The sequence below is a fragment of the Campylobacter ornithocola genome, from assembly GCF_013201605.1.
GTDB classification, from domain to species: Bacteria; Campylobacterota; Campylobacteria; order Campylobacterales; family Campylobacteraceae; genus Campylobacter_D; species Campylobacter_D ornithocola.
Map to the genome: position 1 here is coordinate 408,233 of NZ_CP053848.1, position 17,609 is coordinate 425,841.

A 17,609-nucleotide genomic window follows, 5' to 3' on the forward strand; every position below is an offset into this window, starting at 1 on the left:
CTTCTACTCGCTTATTAGTGATTTAAGAATTTGATCTTTATGATCTTGCAAGCTTTCATTTTTATGCAAAATCAAAACATTTCGCGTTCTTTCTTTTATGGTTTGAATTTTTGCTGCACTTAAGATGATATCATATCTTACAAGCACATCCATCACATAAGCCATCAAACCTTTTTGATCTTTTGTGTTTAAGGTTATTTTGGCATAGCTTTTGGAGTAATTCATATCTAATTTTAATTCATCTTTTTTAATGTTTGGTTTTTTTGCCTTTTTTTGTACTTTTAAATGTAATTTAGAATTAAGTAAATTTTCTAAACTTTGTTTTTGATTATCGCTTACTATATCTGAATATTCAAATTTCAAATAAACTTTTTCATCAAATAATTCAAAGAAACTCATAAAGATTAAATTTAAAGAACTTAAAGTATTGAGTATATTTTCAAGATTGTTTTTTCTATTCATTATAAGCTCTAGGGTAAAATTATCTTGATTATCAAGCCAAAAAGTAAAATTTTCTTTTTGTGCAATTTGTGTTATTTTGATGATTTTTTCAAAACTATTTTTTATAAAAAAGAGATTGGATTTAATATGAGTGATATTATTTTGAGTTTGCTCATCAAGATCTAAAAAAGCCTTACTTCTTTTTAGGGTTTGTTCTTTTTTTACTCTTCTTTGACTCTCATCAATTAAATTCTCGTCCTCAAAGCCTTCTAACGCATTTTGAAACAATCTTTCTAAACTTTTATAATAAAAATGATTTTCTATACCCAAAGCTTTAGCATTGCAAAAAGATAAAAGATGTAAGGTTTTTAAGGTATTAATATCATTTAATTTGGAAATAAAATTTAAAACTATAGTGGAGTTATAAATATCTTCTTTTTCTATAATGTCTTTAAAAGCGTTAAAATTTTTATATAATCTTAAGCCAAAATCTAGAAGTTCATTATCAATTTGGAATTTTCCTACATAAGCTCTGTAAATATTTGCTAAAGAAATTTCATTTTCTTCATGAATAGCACTTAAAAGTATGGTGAGTTTTATTATTAAAAGTGTATTTTCATCAAAGTCATAATCTTTTTCTTCAAAGTATTTTAAGCAAAGTAATGCTCTATCTAATGCGCTATAAACACCTTCTTCTTCGAGTAAAAATTTACTTTGAGTAAGAGGTTTGCAAAAATCTTTTAAAATATTAGCATCAGCAAGAAGTTTTAAAAGAGCAAAAGAATGTCTTCTTTCTAAAATTTTCTTGAATAATTCTAAATTTTCATCTTTATTTTCTGCTCTTTTTAATGCAAAAATGAGTTTGATATCAAAATTATAATCTTTATCATCTAATTTTAAAAGTTGATTTAATATCAAGCTTAGGCTTTCACTTTTGCTAGAATAAGTAAAAAAGCTATCTTGTGTTTCATAAAGCTTACTATCTTTATAGTGTTTTTCTTGGATGCACCTTGCTAAAAATTGCGTATAAATTCCGCAAGTTTGCATGCATTGCATAGCTTTTTGAATAAGTATAGATTTAAGATCTAAATTTTTCTTTTCTTTTTTTTGCATCAAGTTAGCAAGTTCTTGTGAATTTTGTATTAAAAATAAATTGGTATTTTTGCCTTCTAAAAGATTCATTGCACATTTAAGTGAAAATAAAAAATCACTCGCAAGCTTAAATTCACTTAATTCTTTTTCATTGATAAAATTAAGCATATAATTTTTAGGAGAATCTTTAAATAATATACTTAAATTTTCTATATCAAGTTGCTCATCTAAGCCGCCAAAATTTTTATTAATATCAAATTCTTGCTTGATTAAAGGTTGATGATATGGGTTAAATTCTTGCAAGATTTTCAAAGCAAATTCTTCTTTTAACTCATCTTGAGCTTGAGAAATTTTTTCTTTGATTTGTTTGAATAAAATTTTAGAACCGCAAATATAACGATATTGTAAAATATTTTGTTTTAGCTCATTTTTGGCTATATTGTAAAGTCCATTTATTTCACAAATTTGATAATTGATATTTAAATTAATATCATTTAGTGAAGCAATAAATGCTTTCATTAAAGGCTTGATATTATAAGCTTTTATATCTTTATAAATGAGCAATAAATCAACATTTTCTTTTATACTTAAATTCATTTTAGCATATTGTTTAATAGCGATAATACAAAAAGGGAATTTATCATTATGTGGAAAATAATCATCAAAAAAATCATTTAAAACAAGCTCATAAACATCTTCTATAAAACGATCAATTTCTTTAGAGTGATAAAAACTAAACGAACCTTGTTTTAAAAAAAGTCTAGAACAATAAGCTTCGTAATCTTTTAAAGAATTTTTTAATTTTTGAATTTTTTGTATATCCATAACTTGATAATAATCCTTATTTAATTTTACTAGTATCATACCAAAAATACTTTGTATTAAATTTTAAGTAAGTTAAAATTATAATTGTAATTTAAATTTAAAAAATGGTAAGAATATGCAAACAATTATAGAAAAACTAGAAAATCAAGAAAGATTAAATGAAGAAGAAGCTAATAAGCTTTGGGATTTAGAGCTTTTTACTTTAGGTAAATATGCACAAAAAATTCGTACTAATTTACACGGTAAAAAGGTTTATTTTAATATCAATCGTCATATTAATCCTACAAATATATGCGCAGATACTTGTAAATTTTGTGCTTTTTCAGCACACAGGAAAAATCCCAATCCTTATACTATGTCCCACGAAGAGATAATGAAAATAGTCGATGAAACAGTTTTAAGAGATACCAAAGAAATTCATATCGTTTCAGCGCACAATAAAAACACTTCATGGCAGTGGTATTTGGAGATTTTTAAAATGATTAAAGAAAAATATCCATTTTTACATATTAAAGCCCTAACTGCTGCTGAGATTGATTTTTTAAGCAGGGCTTTTAATATGAGCTATGACGAAGTGATAGAAAAAATGCTTGAATATGGTGTTGATTCTATGCCAGGTGGTGGGGCTGAAATTTTTGATGAGGAAGTTAGAAAAAAAATTTGTCATGGTAAAGTAAGTAGTGAAAATTGGTTAAAAATTCATAAGCTTTGGCATGAAAAAGGTAGACAAAGTAACGCTACAATGCTTTTTGGGCATATAGAAAGCAGAGAAAATAGAATTAATCATATGATAAGATTGAGAAATCTTCAAGATCAAACCGGTGGGTTTAATGCTTTCATTCCTTTGGTTTGGCAACAAGATAATAGTTTTATTACAGGTAAAAAACCACTTGGTTCGGTAGAAATTTTAAAAACCTTGGCTATTGCAAGGATAGTGCTTGATAATATTAAAAATATCAAAGCTTATTGGGCAACCATGGGTATAAATTTAGCTATGGTAGCTCAAGATTTTGGTGCAAATGATTTAGATGGTACTATAGAAAAAGAAAGTATACAAAGTGCAGGTGGGGCAAAAAGTTCAAATGGCTTGAGTTTAAAAACTTTTGTAGAAATGATTCAAAGCTCAGGCTATATAGCGATAGAACGTGATAGTTTGTATAATGAATTAAAAACTTATTAAGGATAAAAATGGATTTTTTTAAACTTAAAGAACATAATACTGATGTAAAAACTGAAATTTATGCAGGTGTTGCTACTTTTTTAGCAATGATTTATATTATACCAGTTAATGCAAATATTATGAGCAATTCAGGTATGCCACTGGAAGCTTTAATTGTTGCAACAGCTTTGGTAACCATTATTGCCACTACTTTTAGTGCTTTTTTCTCTAATACTCCTGTGGCTATGAGTGTGGGTATGGGGCTAAATGCGTATTTTACCTTTAGTGTGTGTAATACCTATCAAATTCCTTGGCAAAGCGCTTTGGGAGCAGTATTCTTATCGGGTATTGTTTTTACTTTATTATCTTTTACTAATTTTAGAATTTGGGTTATCAAAAGCATACCAAATGATTTAAGAAAAGCTATATCTGCAGGTATTGGAACCTTTATAGCGTTTATGGGGTTTGTGCAAATGGGGATTATCACCAAAAGTGAGGCGACTTTGGTGGGTTTGGGTGATTTTTCAAGTACAAAGGTGCTTTTTGGCTTGTTTGGCTTGTTTTTAGTTTTTGTTTTTTGGGCTTGGAGAATTAAAGCAGCTTTTATTTTAGCTGTTTTTGTGAGTGCTTTGTGTGCTTGGATTTTTGGTGTTGATGGAGCTAGGTTTCCAGAGCAATTTTTATCTTTACCAGTTATCAGTGGAGAAAATGGTTTAAATGTCATATTTGGTAAGCTTGATATTAAAGGTGCATTAGAACTTAGTATGATTCCTATAGTACTTACTTTTTTTGTTACTCAGCTTTTTGATAGTGTAGGTACAATCACTGGAGTAGGATCAAGAGGAAAAATTTTTGATGATCCAAAGCAAGGTGAGAAAAAGTTAGGCAAAACTTTAGGTGCTGATGCTGCAAGTTCAGCTATGGGGGCTGTTATTGGAACTTCTACTGTAACTGCTTTTGTGGAAAGTTCAGCAGGAGTAGAAGCAGGGGGTAGAACAGGTCTTACAGCTTTGGTTACTGCTGTATGTTTTGTTTTTACCTTATTTTTACTGCCAGTATTTAAAGCCATACCTGCAAATTCTATTTATCCTATTTTGGTGCTTGTTGGAGTTTTAATGTTTATGGAAGTTGCAAATATTAATTTTAAAGATAAAGCTATAGCAGTGAGTGCATTTTTTATTATTATTATGATGCCACTAACTTATTCTATCACAACCGGATTTGCTTTTGGTTTTATTGCATATTTATTTATGCGTATTATGCAAAAAGAGTTTGATAAAATCAATCTTGGCATCATTGTTTTAAGTGCAATTTCATCGCTAGTATTTTTATTACAATTTTTATAGGAAGTGATTATGTATTATTATGCTTATGAAGAATTTCAAAAAGAAATCATCCCTTTTACGCGTAAAATCAAGGAGGAATTTAACCCTGATGTTTTACTTGCCATAGCAAGAGGTGGTATGACTTTAGGGCATTTTTTAGCAGAGGGTATGGGAAATCGAAATTTATTTTCTTTAAATTCTATTCATTATGAAGATACTCAAAAACTAGACACGATTAAAATTTTTAATATTCCAGATCTTAGTTTATATAAAAAAATTCTTTTGATAGATGATATTATAGATAGTGGCGAAACCATGATAGAAATAAAAAGAGTTTTAATGGAAAAATATCCTCATTTAGATCTTAAAGTAGCAAGCGTTTTTTATAAACCATCTGCTTTATTAATTCCTGAGTTTTATATAAAAGAAGCTAAAGAGTGGATTGACTTTTTTTGGAGTGTTAAAATTTAATTTAATATAAAAATGCTAGAATGAAATCGTATTTTTGTTAAAAGAAAGGATTTTAAATGAGTTTAACAAGAAGAAAATTTCTAAAAGGATTTGTTGCTACTTCAGCAATTGCTTCAGTTAATCCTTTAATAGCTGCAAGTGAAGGAACTAAATTTTATGATACTAAAAAAATTCCTCATGCAACCCACTTTGGAGCTATTTGGGCAGAAGTAAATTCAGAAGGTAAGCTTGTAAAAGTTATGCCGCAACAATCTGATAAACATCCTTCTATTATTACCGATGCTATTATCGATAGAACTTATTCAGATACTAGAGTAAAATATCCTTGTGTTAGAAAAAGTTTTCTAGAGGGTAAAAAAAGACCTAAGTTAAGAGGTAAAGAGCCTTTTGTAAGGGTAAGTTGGGAAAAAGCTTTAGAACTTGTATTACAGAAATTAAAGGAAACTCCTATTGAAAATTTATTTAATGCAAGTTATGGTGCTTGGGGACATGTAGGTTTATTGCATAATTGTAATTCTGTGGCTGGAAGATTTTTTAATACTGCCTTAGGTGGTCATATAGGTACTGATGGTGAATATAGCAATGGTGCTGCTGGCAAAGTAAATGCTAGCATTATGGGGGATTTGGAAGTTTATTCTTTGCAAACTTCACATGAAATTATTTTAGAAAATACTCAAGTTTATGTTTTATGGGGAGCTGATTTATATAAATGTAATCAAATTGATTTTAAAGTAGCAAACCGTGGTAATGATGAATACTATAAAAAATACAGCAAATCAAATATCAAATTTATTACCATAGATCCTCAATACACTCAAACAGCAGAGATTTTAAACGCACAATGGATTAAAATTCGTCCAAACACTGATGTAGCTTTAATGCTTGGTATGATGAATTATCTATATAAAAGTGGGAAGTATGATAAAAAATTTATTGAAAAATATACTGATGGTTTTGATAAATTTTTACCTTATTTGCTTGGAAAAACTGATGGTATTGATAAAACCCCAGCTTGGGCTGCAAATATCACAGGAGTTGAAGAAAAAGTTATTACAAGCTTAGCGGATACTTTTGTAAAAAATAGAACTTTCTTAGCAGGCAACTGGGCTATGCAAAGAGCACACCATGGTGAACAAGCTGATTGGACTTTGATGGTTTTAGCTTCTATGATAGGTCAAGTAGGTTTACCTGGTGGTGGTTTTGGTTTTTCAATGCATTATTCAGGTGGAGGACAAGCATTTTCAGGTGTAAGGTTACCAGTAGGTTTACCACAAGGTAAAAATAATCTTGATACGAACATTCCTGCAAGTAGAGTTTCAGAAGCTATTTTAAATCCAGGTAAAACAATTAAATTTAAAGGTAAGGAAATTACTTATCCAAAAATTAAACTCATGTATGTAGTGGGTGCTTCTATTTTAGGACACCATCCAAATACAAATGAACTTATCAAAGCTTTAAGAACGCTTGATACACTAATCGTACATGAGCCATGGTGGACTCCTATGGCAAAAATGGCAGATATTGTATTGCCTTCAACTACCACTTTAGAAAGAGATGATATTAGTTTTGGTGGCTCTTATTCTCAAGATTATGTTTATGCTATGAAAAAAGTAATTGAACCTTATTTTGAAAGTAGAAATGACTATGATATTTTTGAAGAATTAGCAAAAAGAATAGGTGAGAGAGAGCATAAAAAATTCACTGGTAATAAAACCAAACAACAATGGCTTGAAGGTTTTTATGGTAGAAGTGATTGTCCTTATTATATGGAATTTGCTGATTTTTGGAAACAAGGTTTTATCCACTTTGAGACTCCAAAAGAAGCTTATGGTTTCGTAAGACATTCTGAATTTAGAGCTGATCCTGTAGTAAATAAGCTTGCAACAGAAAGTGGAAAAATTCAAATTTACTCTCCAAAATTTGAAAAATACAATTTAGATGATTTTAAAGCACATCCAACTTGGTTTGAACCTGCAGAGTGGCTAGGTAATGAAAAATTAGTTAAAAAATATCCTTTCCATCTATTAAGTCCGCATCCAAGATATAGAGTGCATTCTCAACTTGATAATACTTGGGTAAGAGATTTATACAAAATTCAAGGTAGAGAGCCCGTGATGATTAATACAAATGATGCTAAAAAACTTGGTATTGCTCATGGAGAAGTTGTAGAAGTATATAATGATCGTGGTTCGCTTTTAGCGGGTGCTTTTGTAACAGACAATATCATGGAAGGAGTTATTAGTATTCAAGAAGGTGCTTGGTACGATCCAGAAGATATAAGTGATAATAAACCAAGATGTAACGCAGGTCATGTAAATGTTTTAACAAGTTCAAGACCAACTTCGACTATGGCTCAAGCAACAAGTGTAAACACTTGTCTTGTAGGTGTTAAAAAACTAAAAGAAGTTATAAAACCTTATAATTCAACTACACCACCAGAAATTATAGGAGCTTAATAATGAAGAAAATTATATTAGCATTAACTTTTTTGACTAATGTTTTGCTTGCCAAAGATATGTTTATTTTTAATGAAAAAGTAGATCTCTTAGATGTCACTGACAAAAAAGCAGTGGGAACAATTTATGAAGGCTCCAAAGTGGAGCTTATAAAAGAGGAAGGTGAATATTCTTTAGTTAAAGTTAAAGGTGAAGTAGTAGAATCAAATCCAAAAAGTCTTGCTTATACTAAAGATGGAATTTATCTTTTGCTTACTTTAAATACCAAAAATGCAAGTACTGAAATGGAGTTTTTAGTCAAAAGTAAAGATTTAACCGATCAAGAAATTCTTGCTTGGGATGAGATAGAATTAACCTATTATGATACTTGTACAAGTTGTCATGCGGCACATAAGCCAAAAGAACATTTGATGGAAGAATGGGATGCGTATTTATCTGCTATGCAAGGCTTTGCGAAAATTACTGATACAGAAAAAGATAGAATTTTAAGATTTTTACAATCTCATGCAAGCAATGGACCTGTAAAACTTGACTAAATAAAAATGAAAAGGTATTTATTAGCCGTTTTATTTTTTGATTTTTGTGCTTTATTGTACGGTATAAGCACTTTGTCTATAAGTTACAATGAAGCACAGATTTATTTTTATGATCATAGCTTAATAGCTATGATCGCTAGATTCGGTACCGCTCTTTTTGGTCAAAATGATTTTGGATTAAGACTTCCTTTTATTTTATTGCATTCTTTAAGTTGTATTTTATTGTATATTTTAGCTTTAAGATATACTAAAACTTCTTTTGATGCTTTTATTTCTGTTGTGCTTTTTATATTGCTTCCTGGTAGTGTAGCTAGTGCTTTACTTGTTAATGAATCTAGTGTAGTAATATTTTTTACGCTTTTAATTTTGGTATTGTTTGAATATAAGAAAATCTTTTTATTTTATATTTTATTAGTTTTAGTTATTTTTGTAGATGGAAATTTTGCAATTTTATATTTGTCTTTTTTCTTTTATGCTATTTATAAAAAGAATAAGTTACTTATCACGTGTTCTTTGATTTTATTTGCTATTGCAATGAGTGTTTATGGGTTTGATGCAAGTGGAAAACCTAAAGGGTATTTTTTAGATACTTTGGGTATTTTTGCAGCTTGTTTTTCACCTTTAATTTTTCTTTATTTTTTTTATGTTGTTTATAGAATTCTTTTACAAGATGATAAGCCACTTTTATGGTTTATTAGTGCAACTACATTTGTTTTTTGTTTAATTTTTTCTATAAGACAAAGACTTTTTCTAGAAGACTTTTTGCCTTTTTGTGTGGTTTGCACTCCCTTGCTAATTCGCTATTTAATGTCTTCTTATCGTTCAAGAATACCACAACTACGTTTAAAACATAAAATTTTTATAGAATGCTCTTTGGTATTTTTATTATTTTTTTATCTTGGTATTATTTTTAATCAAAGTTTTTATTATTTATTGAAAGATCCTAAAAAGCACTTTGCCTATGATTATCACATAGCTAAAGAATTAGCTCTGAATTTAAAACAACAAAATCTCACACATATTTTCATTCAAGATAAAGAACTAGCTTTAAGACTTGAATTTTATGGTATTTCTAAAGGCAAACTAGAGCTTCATTCTAGTAAAAAATCCAGTAAGATATATGTTAGCTTGGGTAAGCATAAAGTTTATTATTCTATAAAATGAAGCAAGCTTTTACTTTAATAGAACTAGTTTTTGTTTGTATTATATTATCTTTACTATTTTCTATGGGCTATGTTTATTATAAACCTGATTACTTGCGTTTGGGAGCTGAACAAGTTTTAAATGATATTAAATACACAAGACACTTGGCTTTAATGCAAAATGATTTTAGGGCAAAAGATTTTAACATTGCTAAACGAGAGTGGTTTAAGGCTAAATGGCAACTATATTTTATACGCTCTAAATCTGCTACCAATAATGAGCAAACTTATACTATTTTCTTGGATAAAAACGGTGATGGAAATGCAAATATAGGTAAAAATATGATTAATAAAGACAGAGAAATAGCCGTTGATCTTATCAACCCTGATATATTAATGAACTCAGGCCAAAGTGGAGTGATAAATCAAAATGATTTCAAAGCAAATTTAAAATATAATATAGAAAAAACCTATGGTATATCTAAGGTTTTATTTGAAGGCGTTTGCAAAGGAAGTACGCGTTTAGTTTTTGATGATTATGGTCGCTTATATACGCCTTTAAAAAATGCTACACGCATTTATGATAAACTTGCATCTTTTAACAATGATTGTATTATAAGATTATCTAATAACAAAGATCAACATATATGTATAGTTATAAATCCCATAAGTGGTTATGCTCATATTCCTAAATTTGATCAAAACAACAAGCAATCAATGATAATAAATAACAAAATCATAAACTGTGATAATATGTAATTTTAGTTTCCATACATTAACTATCAAAGAGCATAATTACATTTGTAAAAGCAAACATTCATAGATAACTCCTTAGTTTTTAAAGATCTAGTTTAAAACTAGATCTTTAAAGATATATCTACTTTCAATACACAATCTTTAATATATTTATATTGTTTTTGTTTACTTTAAGAATTCTTATATAAAACTATGCTATAATACAAGCCATAGTTTTAATTTTAATAAGGAGAATTCTCATGAAACTAGTTAAACTTAGTTTAGTAGCAGCATTGGCTGCAGGTGCTTTTTCAGCAGCTAATGCTGTTTCACTTGAAGAAGCTATAAAAGATGTTGATGTATCAGGAATGTTTAGATACAGATTTGAATCTGCTAGATTAGAACAAGGAAACACTGTTTCTAATGGTTATAATGGCGCTAAAGAAAACAGACATAGATTTAAATCACAAATCAATTTCAAAGCAGCTTTAGATGATAACTTTAAAGCTTTCGTTCAACTTCAATATGACAATACAGGTGAGTTAGGTTTTAATAGTCCAACTGCTAAAGCTGAAACAAACACAGCTCAAGGTTTTGATGTTGAACAAGTGTATTTAGAATACACTAATGAAGCTTATGCTACAAGTGTAATCTTTGGTAAAATGGAAGTTGGTTCTATTTGGACTGATGATGCTATCGGTACAGGAGCTAAAATCATCAATAACTCTATCGAAGGTTTAACTTTTGCTGGTTATTGGTTTGACAGCTTTAACGTTACAGACGATGGCGATTTCACTGCTTTAGGTATAGCTGATTCTTCACTATATGGTGCTGCTGTATTAGGTGATTTTGATCCATTTGCTTTCCAACTATGGGCTGCTTATTCAAACAACTGGGCATTTTTATATGCTGTAGATGCTAGCTATAAATTTAGCTTCAATGATGTAGCTAACTTCAAAATCCAAGGTCAATACTTAGGAAATAGCTTAGATAGTGACAAAGAAAAATTAGGTCTTGACAACGGTAATTTCTATGCTGCTCAATTACAAGGTCAAATTTCAGCATTTGATTTCAAAGCAGGTATTGTTGGTTATGGTGAAAAAGATAAAGCTACTATAGTTGTATTAGAAGATCTAGGTAAAATAATTAAAGCAGGTGAAAGAATTTATTATTCTCAAGGTAGTGATGTAAGAGGTGATACTGGTGAAAACTTCTTCTACTTTGCAGGCTTAGGTTATACTTTTGCTGAAACTGTAAGAGTAGGATTTGACTATGTAGGTGGTAAATCTGAACAAGTTGGTTATGATATAGATAAAAATGAATATATTGCAAGATTATCTTATAAATATAGTCCAAAACTTACATTTAGTGGCTTCTATTCTTACCTAACTGAAGATTTAAATCAACAAGGTGTTGATGATAAAGATAATCAACACATCAGACTTGAAGCTCTATACAAATTCTAATTATAAAAGCTAAGCCAAAAGGCTTAGCTTACTATATCCAAAACTATTTCTTCTTTTAATCCTTGAATTTTAATTTCTTTTATTTTTAGGTCATTAGGTAGATTTTCAAGCAAAGCTTCTTTATTATGTATATTTTTACTTGCTAACACTCTTAGTATTTTACCTCTGTATGCTTTTGCAAAATGACTTAAAGTTTTGGAATTTTTAAAAAAAGTGAGAGTTAAAAAAGGTTTTTTAATAGTATAAAATTTTTCATAAAATTTAGCTCTAAGATCAACTATTAAATCATTTTCTAAAAATTTATCAATTTCATCAGAAAAATTATCTTTATAAAATTTCTCTATATTAAAATCCTTTATTTTTTCACCTTGTTTTAATTTATAATAAGGTATTAAGTCTTTTGCTAAAATAGGTCCAAAAAGATTAGAAAATATCAAAACATTTTCATCTATATATTTTTTTGAATTTTTATCTAAATTATTATAATCTAAATATTCAAAGGCAACTCCGTTGTATCTTTGAATAGCTTTAGCTGTATCTTTTTTTAGTATATCTTGAGTGAAATCATATATTTCATTTTTGTCTTTTACGCCAAAAAAAACCGCAAGCTCATCTTCCTTGCACTGCTGTATAAAATTTTTATATTTATTAATTACTTCAAGTCTTTTATTGTATAGACCAATAAATGTAAAAGATTTGTTATTTATACAAGTATGTGTATCTGCTTTATTCTTACTTTCGCTAGGAGAAAATAGAATTTTCATGTACATCCTTTTTTTGATTTTTGATAATTATATAAAATTATATAAAATACTTGACATTATTTTAAAATTACATTATAATTCAACTTTATTTTTTGCTGGTTTAGCTCAGTTGGTAGAGCAGCTGCCTTGTAAGCAGCAGGTCGGGGGTTCAAGTCCCTTAACCAGCTCCATTGTTGATAGCAGTGTTTGACCAGAAATAAAAAGCATTTTTATTCATGGTGAGTTACTCAAGTGGCCAACGAGGGCAGACTGTAAATCTGCTGGCTTTCGCCTTCCGTGGTTCGAATCCACGACTCACCACCATTGCTTTGCGGGAGTAGCTCAGTTGGCTAGAGCATCAGCCTTCCAAGCTGAGGGTCGCGGGTTCGAGTCCCGTTTCCCGCTCCAACCTGATTTTGGTAGAGTGAAACTGGGAGCTGTTTTTAATTCAGAATTTCTAGCAGTTTCAAATTTCCAAAATTATATAATTTATGTTTTTAATTTTTCTGAGCGCTCGTATGGCTCAGAGGTAGAGCACTCCCTTGGTAAGGGAGAGGTCGCGGGTTCAAGTCCCGCTATGAGCTCCATTGATTTCAAAAGATTATAAAACATAAATTAGTATTTTGTTTGCAAATTTTATATGGAGGAAAAAGATGGCTAAAGAAAAATTTTCACGTAATAAGCCTCACGTAAATATTGGTACTATTGGTCACGTTGACCACGGTAAAACTACTTTGACAGCTGCTATTTCTGCTGTTCTTTCAAGAAGAGGTTTGGCTGAGCTTAAAGATTATGATAATATCGACAATGCTCCTGAAGAAAAAGAACGTGGTATTACTATTGCTACTTCTCACATCGAGTATGAAACTGAAAATCGTCACTATGCTCACGTAGACTGCCCAGGTCACGCTGACTATGTTAAAAATATGATTACTGGTGCTGCTCAAATGGATGGTGCTATTCTTGTTGTTTCTGCTGCAGATGGTCCGATGCCACAAACTAGAGAGCACATCTTACTTTCTCGTCAAGTAGGTGTACCATACATTGTTGTTTTTATGAATAAAGCTGATATGGTCGATGATGCTGAATTATTAGAATTAGTTGAAATGGAAATTAGAGAATTATTAAGTTCTTATGACTTCCCAGGAGATGATACTCCAATTATTTCAGGTTCTGCTTTACAAGCTCTTGAAGAAGCAAAAGCTGGACAAGATGGCGAATGGTCTAAAAAAATCTTGGATCTTATGGCTGCGGTTGATGAATATATTCCAACTCCAACTCGTGATACAGATAAAGATTTCTTAATGCCTATTGAAGACGTATTCTCAATTTCGGGTCGTGGTACAGTTGTTACTGGTAGAATTGAAAAAGGTGTTGTTAAAGTTGGTGACACCATTGAAATTGTTGGTATTAGAGAAACACAAAGCACTACAGTAACTGGTGTTGAAATGTTTAGAAAAGAAATGGATCAAGGTGAAGCAGGAGATAATGTTGGTGTTCTTCTACGTGGTACAAAGAAAGAAGATGTACTTCGTGGTATGGTTCTTGCTAAACCAAAATCAATTACTCCACATACTGACTTTGAAGCAGAGGTTTATATTTTAAATAAAGATGAAGGTGGTCGTCATACTCCATTCTTTAACAATTATAGACCACAGTTTTATGTAAGAACAACAGATGTTACTGGTTCTATTCAGCTTGCCGAAGGTGTAGAAATGGTTATGCCAGGTGAGAATGTTAGAATTACTGTAAGTCTTATTGCACCAGTTGCACTTGAAGAAGGTACTCGCTTTGCTATTCGTGAAGGTGGTCGTACTGTTGGTTCGGGTGTTGTGTCTAAAATTATTAAATAATCATAAGCGAGATTTTATCTCGCTTTTTAAGGAATAAAAATGAGAATTAAAGTTGGCTTAAAATGTGAAGAGTGCGGTGATATTAATTATAGTACTTTTAAAAATAGTAAAAATACAACTGAAAAATTAGAATTAAAAAAATATTGCCCAAGATTAAAAAAACATACAATTCATAAAGAAGTTAAATTAAAAAGTTAAGGCTTTTATATAAAAAGCCCTTAGGGCAATAGCTCCAACGGTAGAGCGCCGGATTCCAAATCCGATGGTTGGGGGTTCGAATCCCTCTTGCCCTGCCACAAAATAAGGTAAAATATGGAAAAACTAATAAGTTATTTTAAGTTATCAAAAGCTGAATTAGGAAAAGTGATTTGGCCTTTGAAGGAGCAAGTTAGAAATGCTTATATTACAGTTTTTGTAGTTGTTACTGTTGTTTCATTATTTTTGGCATTAGTTGACTTGATTATGTCATTTTCATTATCTAAGATTATAGGATAAAATGATGAATCATAAATGGTATGCAATTCAAACTTATGCAGGAAGTGAAATGGCTGTAAAAAGAGCCATAGAAAATTTAGTTAGAGATCATGGAATTCAAGAGCAGTTATTAGAAGTGATTGTTCCAACTGAAGATGTGATTGAATTTAAAAATGGTAAAGAAAAAATAAGCGAGAGAAGTTTATATTCGGGTTATGTATTTGCGAATATTGACTTATCAACAGAACTTTGGCATAAAATCCAGTCTTTGCCAAAAGTTGGTCGTTTTATAGGGGAAAGTAAAAAACCAACCCCATTAAGTGAAAAAGATATCAATCTTATTTTAGAAAAGGTGAAAAATAAAGCAGCACCTAAACCTAAAATTTCATTTGATAAAGAAGAAAGTGTAAGAATAACTGAAGGTCCTTTTGCAAACTTTGTTGGTATTGTAGAAGAATATGATATGGTTAGAGGAGTTTTAAAGCTAAATGTTTCAATATTTGGTAGATCAACTCCAGTAGAGATCTTATACTCTCAAGTTGAAAAAATAGTTTAATAATATAGCAAGTAAAGGAGAAAGGTTATGGCTAAAAAAGTCGTAGGGGAAATAAAATTGCAAATAGCTGCTACTAAGGCTAATCCATCACCTCCGGTTGGTCCTGCTTTGGGTCAACAAGGTGTTAATATTATGGAATTTTGTAAAGCATTTAATGAAAGAACGAAAGATATGGCTGGCTTTAATATCCCAGTTGTTATTACTGTTTATGCAGATAAAAGCTTTACATTTATCACAAAGCAACCACCAGCAACTGATTTAATTAAAAAAGCTGCAGGTATTTCTAAAGGTGCAGATAATCCTTTGAAAAACAAAGTAGGTAAATTAACTAAGGCACAAGTTTTAGAAATTGTTGACAAAAAAATAGCAGATATGAATACAAAAGATAGGGAGCAAGCTGCTAAGATTATTATGGGTTCTGCTCGTTCTATGGGTGTGGAAATCATAGATTAATGCTCTTTACCGCCAAGAGTTTAAAAAGGCGGTAGCACTTTACATAAAATGCGGAGAAAAATTAATGTCTAAAAATACTAAAAGATTTACAGAATTATTAAAAAAAATAGATTCAAATAAAAACTATTTAATGGATGAGGCAATAAGTACAGTTAAAACTCTTGCTTCTGCTAAATTTGATGAAACAGTTGAGATTGCTTTAAAGCTAAATGTTGATCCAAGACATGCAGATCAAATGGTAAGAGGTAGTGTGGTGTTACCTTGTGGTACAGGCAAAAAAGTTCGCGTTGCTGTTATTGCAAAAGATGCAAAAGCTGATGAAGCAAAAAATGCAGGTGCTGATATAGTTGGTAGCGATGATTTGGTAGAAGAAATTCAAAAAGGAAATATGGATTTTGATGTTTTGATTGCTACTCCAAATTTAATGGGTTTGGTCGGTAAAGTAGGTCGTATTTTGGGACCTAAAGGTTTAATGCCAAATCCTAAAACAGGTACTGTGACAATGGATGTTGCACAAGCTGTAAATAACGCTAAAAATGGTCAAGTTAACTTCCGTGTTGATAAACAAGGAAATATCCACGCAGGTTTAGGTAAAGTTAGTTTTACCCAAGAGCAATTAAAAGAAAATGTAATAGCTTTTGTAAAAGCTATTAACAAACATAAACCAGCCGCTGCAAAAGGAAGATATATTAAAAATGCTAGTCTTTCCTTGACTATGAGCCCTTCTCTTTCTCTTGATACTCAAGAATTGCTTGATACAAAATAAAATTAATGAGAGTTTTACTCTCATTAATAAAAATTAGATAAGATAATAATTTTTATTTTATCTAATTTTTATCTTAGATTGGAGATAGCCGAGGTCTTAAGACTTAATTAGATTTTCTACTCTGCTTGAAATCACCGGTCGGAAAGGAGTAAAGATGACTAAAAGCCAAAAAATTGAACTTGTTTCTAAACTTGAAGAAGGTTTTAAAGCTAGTGAAGCTGTTATAGTTTGTAATTATAAAGGTCTGAACACTAAAAAACTTGAAGAGTTAAGAAATAATGCAAGAGAAATGGATGTTAAAGTTCAAATTATAAAAAATACTTTAGCAAGTATTGCTCTTAAAAATGCCGGCAAAGATGGAATGGAACTTAAAGATACTAATATTTATCTTTGGGGTGAAGACCAATTAAATGTTTCAAAAGTTGCTGATAAATTTAGTGAAGCTAACCAAGCATTTGAGATCAAAACCGCATTTATCGAGGGCGAAGTTGCTTCAGTAGATAAAGTTAAAGCTTTAGCTAAAATGCCTTCTCGTAATGAATTACTTGCTATGCTTTTGCAGGTTTGGAATGCACCAATTACCAATTTTACAATTGGATTAAATGCATTAAAAGAAAAAAAAGAAGCTGAATAAAAATATATAAAAAGGATATAAAATGGCAATTACTAAAGAAGATGTATTAGAATTTATTTCTAACCTAAGTGTTCTTGAACTTTCAGAACTAGTAAAAGAGTTTGAAGAAAAATTTGGTGTTTCTGCTGCTCCAGTTATGGTTGCAGGTGCTGCAGTTGCAGGTGCTGCTGGCGGTGCTGCTGAAGAAAAAACTGAATTTGATATAGTATTACAAGATGGTGGTGATAAAAAAATCAATGTTATTAAAGTTGTTCGTGCTTTAACTGGTCTTGGATTAAAGGAAGCAAAAGATGCTGTTGAGCAAACCCCATCGGTTCTTAAAGAAGGTGTTAGTAAAGCTGAAGCTGAAGAAGCTAAAAAACAACTTGAGGAAGCTGGTGCTAAGGTTGAGCTTAAATAATTTTTTATTTTTAAAAGAAAGGATTTTATATCCTTTCTTGTTTTCCTTTAATAAATAAGGATTCTTTCTTTCAATACTTTTA

Annotated in this window: 18 protein-coding genes and 5 tRNA genes; 21 read left to right on the forward strand and 2 right to left on the reverse strand. The window is 30.3% G+C overall.

Annotation, left to right across the window (positions count from 1 at the left end; translation table 11 throughout):
• Nucleotides 1-3 precede the first annotated feature (3 nt).
• Nucleotides 4-2,358 (reverse strand): hypothetical protein, encoded by a 2,355-nt coding sequence (locus CORN_RS02175; RefSeq protein WP_066007022.1) that lies wholly within the window; start codon nucleotides 2,356-2,358, stop codon nucleotides 4-6.
• A 115-nt stretch (nucleotides 2,359-2,473) separates the two neighbouring features.
• On the opposite strand from CORN_RS02175, the gene mqnE reads away from it, so the two are divergent.
• The 8 genes from mqnE (at nucleotide 2,474) to CORN_RS02215 (ending at nucleotide 11,648) form a co-directional block, all read left to right on the forward strand.
• Nucleotides 2,474-3,538 (forward strand): aminofutalosine synthase MqnE, encoded by a 1,065-nt coding sequence (gene mqnE, locus CORN_RS02180; RefSeq protein WP_066007016.1) that lies wholly within the window; start codon nucleotides 2,474-2,476, stop codon nucleotides 3,536-3,538.
• Between the two features lie 8 nt (nucleotides 3,539-3,546).
• Nucleotides 3,547-4,863 carry an NCS2 family permease gene (locus tag CORN_RS02185; RefSeq protein ID WP_066007014.1) on the forward strand — a complete coding sequence of 439 codons (1,317 nt, stop codon included), beginning with the start codon at nucleotides 3,547-3,549 and terminating at the stop codon, nucleotides 4,861-4,863.
• Nucleotides 4,864-4,872: 9 nt separating this feature from the next.
• Entirely contained in the window at nucleotides 4,873-5,313 is a 441-nt protein-coding gene (locus CORN_RS02190; RefSeq protein WP_066007012.1) for a phosphoribosyltransferase, read from the forward strand.
• Nucleotides 5,314-5,369: 56 nt separating this feature from the next.
• Nucleotides 5,370-7,769: a molybdopterin-dependent oxidoreductase gene (locus tag CORN_RS02195; RefSeq protein ID WP_066007010.1), complete on the forward strand. Its 2,400-nt coding sequence runs from the start codon at nucleotides 5,370-5,372 to the stop codon at nucleotides 7,767-7,769.
• A gap of 2 nt (nucleotides 7,770-7,771) precedes the next feature.
• Nucleotides 7,772-8,305 carry a hypothetical protein gene (locus CORN_RS02200; protein WP_066007009.1) on the forward strand — a complete coding sequence of 178 codons (534 nt, stop codon included), beginning with the start codon at nucleotides 7,772-7,774 and terminating at the stop codon, nucleotides 8,303-8,305.
• Between the two features lie 6 nt (nucleotides 8,306-8,311).
• Nucleotides 8,312-9,469, forward strand: coding sequence for an ArnT family glycosyltransferase (locus CORN_RS02205; RefSeq protein ID WP_066007007.1), 1,158 nt, complete (start codon nucleotides 8,312-8,314; stop codon nucleotides 9,467-9,469).
• Nucleotides 9,466-10,206 (forward strand): pilus assembly FimT family protein, encoded by a 741-nt coding sequence (locus CORN_RS02210; RefSeq protein ID WP_066007003.1) that lies wholly within the window; start codon nucleotides 9,466-9,468, stop codon nucleotides 10,204-10,206. The genes CORN_RS02205 and CORN_RS02210 overlap by 4 nt, the downstream gene beginning before the upstream one ends.
• 236 nt (nucleotides 10,207-10,442) lie before the next feature.
• Nucleotides 10,443-11,648 (forward strand): major outer membrane protein, encoded by a 1,206-nt coding sequence (locus tag CORN_RS02215; RefSeq protein WP_172663969.1) that lies wholly within the window; start codon nucleotides 10,443-10,445, stop codon nucleotides 11,646-11,648.
• Nucleotides 11,649-11,671: 23 nt separating this feature from the next.
• Here the strand turns inward: CORN_RS02215 and CORN_RS02220 are convergent, their stop codons facing one another.
• A complete protein-coding gene (locus CORN_RS02220) occupies nucleotides 11,672-12,412 on the reverse strand; it encodes a YaaA family protein (protein WP_172663970.1) in 741 nt (246 codons plus the stop codon).
• Nucleotides 12,413-12,506: 94 nt separating this feature from the next.
• Between CORN_RS02220 and CORN_RS02225 the strand changes: the two genes are divergently transcribed.
• The 13 genes from CORN_RS02225 (at nucleotide 12,507) to rplL (ending at nucleotide 17,527) form a co-directional block, all read left to right on the forward strand.
• Nucleotides 12,507-12,582, forward strand: a tRNA-Thr gene (locus CORN_RS02225).
• Between the two features lie 47 nt (nucleotides 12,583-12,629).
• Nucleotides 12,630-12,715: transfer RNA gene (locus tag CORN_RS02230), tRNA-Tyr, on the forward strand.
• Nucleotides 12,716-12,722: 7 nt separating this feature from the next.
• A tRNA-Gly gene (locus tag CORN_RS02235) sits at nucleotides 12,723-12,799 on the forward strand.
• A 104-nt stretch (nucleotides 12,800-12,903) separates the two neighbouring features.
• Nucleotides 12,904-12,978 (forward strand) — tRNA-Thr (locus CORN_RS02240).
• Nucleotides 12,979-13,044: 66 nt separating this feature from the next.
• Nucleotides 13,045-14,244 (forward strand): elongation factor Tu, encoded by a 1,200-nt coding sequence (tuf, locus tag CORN_RS02245; protein ID WP_043019496.1) that lies wholly within the window; start codon nucleotides 13,045-13,047, stop codon nucleotides 14,242-14,244.
• Between the two features lie 39 nt (nucleotides 14,245-14,283).
• Nucleotides 14,284-14,442, forward strand: a complete 159-nt coding sequence (gene rpmG / locus CORN_RS02250) for a 50S ribosomal protein L33 (RefSeq protein ID WP_012661178.1) — start codon at nucleotides 14,284-14,286, stop codon at nucleotides 14,440-14,442.
• Nucleotides 14,443-14,464: 22 nt separating this feature from the next.
• Nucleotides 14,465-14,540, forward strand: a tRNA-Trp gene (locus tag CORN_RS02255).
• A gap of 16 nt (nucleotides 14,541-14,556) precedes the next feature.
• Entirely contained in the window at nucleotides 14,557-14,739 is a 183-nt protein-coding gene (gene secE / locus CORN_RS02260; RefSeq protein ID WP_066006839.1) for a preprotein translocase subunit SecE, read from the forward strand.
• A gap of 1 nt (nucleotide 14,740) precedes the next feature.
• A complete protein-coding gene (gene nusG, locus CORN_RS02265; protein WP_087684660.1) occupies nucleotides 14,741-15,274 on the forward strand; it encodes a transcription termination/antitermination protein NusG in 534 nt (177 codons plus the stop codon).
• Nucleotides 15,275-15,301: 27 nt separating this feature from the next.
• Nucleotides 15,302-15,727, forward strand: a complete 426-nt coding sequence (gene rplK, locus CORN_RS02270) for a 50S ribosomal protein L11 (RefSeq protein ID WP_066006840.1) — start codon at nucleotides 15,302-15,304, stop codon at nucleotides 15,725-15,727.
• A gap of 64 nt (nucleotides 15,728-15,791) precedes the next feature.
• Complete coding sequence (rplA, locus tag CORN_RS02275) at nucleotides 15,792-16,493, forward strand: 50S ribosomal protein L1 (protein ID WP_066006848.1); 702 nt, start codon at nucleotides 15,792-15,794, stop codon at nucleotides 16,491-16,493.
• 154 nt (nucleotides 16,494-16,647) lie between these two features.
• Nucleotides 16,648-17,127: a 50S ribosomal protein L10 gene (gene rplJ / locus CORN_RS02280; protein WP_066006849.1), complete on the forward strand. Its 480-nt coding sequence runs from the start codon at nucleotides 16,648-16,650 to the stop codon at nucleotides 17,125-17,127.
• Nucleotides 17,128-17,149: 22 nt separating this feature from the next.
• On the forward strand, nucleotides 17,150-17,527 hold the full coding sequence (gene rplL / locus CORN_RS02285) for a 50S ribosomal protein L7/L12 (RefSeq protein WP_012661184.1): 378 nt from the start codon (nucleotides 17,150-17,152) through the stop codon (nucleotides 17,525-17,527).
• Nucleotides 17,528-17,609 lie beyond the last annotated feature (82 nt).

Coding starts and splice junctions, on each gene's coding strand:
- CORN_RS02205 (WP_066007007.1), top strand. CDS start 8,312: ATGAAAAGGTATTTATTAGCCGTTTTATTTTTTGATTTTTGTGCTTTA.
- CORN_RS02195 (WP_066007010.1), top strand. CDS start 5,370: ATGAGTTTAACAAGAAGAAAATTTCTAAAAGGATTTGTTGCTACTTCA.
- mqnE (WP_066007016.1), top strand. CDS start 2,474: ATGCAAACAATTATAGAAAAACTAGAAAATCAAGAAAGATTAAATGAA.
- CORN_RS02200 (WP_066007009.1), top strand. CDS start 7,772: ATGAAGAAAATTATATTAGCATTAACTTTTTTGACTAATGTTTTGCTT.
- CORN_RS02210 (WP_066007003.1), top strand. CDS start 9,466: ATGAAGCAAGCTTTTACTTTAATAGAACTAGTTTTTGTTTGTATTATA.
- CORN_RS02220 (WP_172663970.1), bottom strand. CDS start 12,412: ATGAAAATTCTATTTTCTCCTAGCGAAAGTAAGAATAAAGCAGATACA.
- nusG (WP_087684660.1), top strand. CDS start 14,741: ATGATGAATCATAAATGGTATGCAATTCAAACTTATGCAGGAAGTGAA.
- rplJ (WP_066006849.1), top strand. CDS start 16,648: ATGACTAAAAGCCAAAAAATTGAACTTGTTTCTAAACTTGAAGAAGGT.
- rpmG (WP_012661178.1), top strand. CDS start 14,284: ATGAGAATTAAAGTTGGCTTAAAATGTGAAGAGTGCGGTGATATTAAT.
- CORN_RS02190 (WP_066007012.1), top strand. CDS start 4,873: ATGTATTATTATGCTTATGAAGAATTTCAAAAAGAAATCATCCCTTTT.
- CORN_RS02215 (WP_172663969.1), top strand. CDS start 10,443: ATGAAACTAGTTAAACTTAGTTTAGTAGCAGCATTGGCTGCAGGTGCT.
- rplA (WP_066006848.1), top strand. CDS start 15,792: ATGTCTAAAAATACTAAAAGATTTACAGAATTATTAAAAAAAATAGAT.
- tuf (WP_043019496.1), top strand. CDS start 13,045: ATGGCTAAAGAAAAATTTTCACGTAATAAGCCTCACGTAAATATTGGT.
- CORN_RS02175 (WP_066007022.1), bottom strand. CDS start 2,358: ATGGATATACAAAAAATTCAAAAATTAAAAAATTCTTTAAAAGATTAC.
- CORN_RS02185 (WP_066007014.1), top strand. CDS start 3,547: ATGGATTTTTTTAAACTTAAAGAACATAATACTGATGTAAAAACTGAA.
- rplL (WP_012661184.1), top strand. CDS start 17,150: ATGGCAATTACTAAAGAAGATGTATTAGAATTTATTTCTAACCTAAGT.
- rplK (WP_066006840.1), top strand. CDS start 15,302: ATGGCTAAAAAAGTCGTAGGGGAAATAAAATTGCAAATAGCTGCTACT.
- secE (WP_066006839.1), top strand. CDS start 14,557: ATGGAAAAACTAATAAGTTATTTTAAGTTATCAAAAGCTGAATTAGGA.